Annotated in this window: 1 protein-coding gene; it reads left to right on the top strand. The window is 36.9% G+C overall.

From position 1 onward, the window contains the following. Window positions 1-12 precede the first annotated feature (12 nt). Window positions 13-852, top strand: a complete 840-nt coding sequence (locus L972_RS20490) for a TIGR02285 family protein (protein WP_081990676.1) — start codon at window positions 13-15, stop codon at window positions 850-852. Window positions 853-1,066: the final 214 nt, after the last annotated feature.

Below are 1,066 nucleotides of genomic sequence, written 5' to 3'. Positions count from 1 at the left end.
TGACCTCTACTTTTGAGTGCTCCAAAAAATGGGGGGATTACCACTGCAAAAGAGACAATCCATTGGGTTCAATATGATATCCCTCCATTTTATATTAAGGATGGTAGCTATTCAGGTAGAGGTGTGGTTGATGTTACTGACGCTATGATCAGAGCTGAATTGCCCCAGTATAACCATGTGATCATATGGGCTAACATCGCCAGGATCCGGCATATGATGGAGCAAGGACAGAAAGTTGTTTGTGGAAATATGATAAAGACACCTGAAAGAGAGAAGTATCAAACATTTTCTACTTTTCATAAAACACTATCAACTGCACCACATGTAATCATACCATCCAGTGAGCTTAACACTTATAAGCAGTATATAATTGATGGAGACGGTGTTGATTTGCTTCGGTTGATTCAATCGAAGGATAAACTTGGCTATTTCATAGCATCTCGTTCATATGGAAGTAAATTTGACCTCGCAATTAAAGATAAAACAAATAAGAGAGTTAACTACTCTCTCAATGCTCCGATGGGTAATGTCCTGGATATGCTATTAAAAGATGTAAATGGTTTTACCATCGCATACCCAGAGGAAATTATCTATTACACAGAAAGTAAGTTTGGGTATGGCTCATCAACAGTATCTGATTTAAATAAAAAGGCTTATCTAGGGAGGTTCAAAGTTCTTCCGATAGCTGGACAGCCAAAAGAAATATCAACTTATGTAGCTGCACCGAAAACTGAGTGGGGTTATAGAGTTATATCTGATATCAATGAAGCGCTATCAAAGTTAAAATCTAATCCAGCATATATTAATGAAGGCTATATGTGGCGTGACTTACCTAACCATGATATGCGTTAGTTATATAGTGATTCTATCCATTGAATACATATACCCTAACGCTATCTAAGTTAATATACCAACTATCGAAATCTAACCTCGATACACCTTGTTACATCAATTTCTCTTATTTATTCTTTATGCTTTTGTGAGATAAAACATCAACTCTAATGTGAAAGACTCGGCAGAATATCCGGTAATCCCCCCATTTTTTGGAGCACTCAAAAGTAGAGGT

Origin of the sequence: Aeromonas sp. ZOR0001 (assembly GCF_000801015.1) — a bacterium.
Classification (GTDB): Bacteria; Pseudomonadota; Gammaproteobacteria; order Enterobacterales; family Aeromonadaceae; genus Aeromonas; species Aeromonas veronii.
Note: the sequence above shows the minus strand (reverse complement) of the source record. Positions and strands in the feature narration are given on the sequence as shown.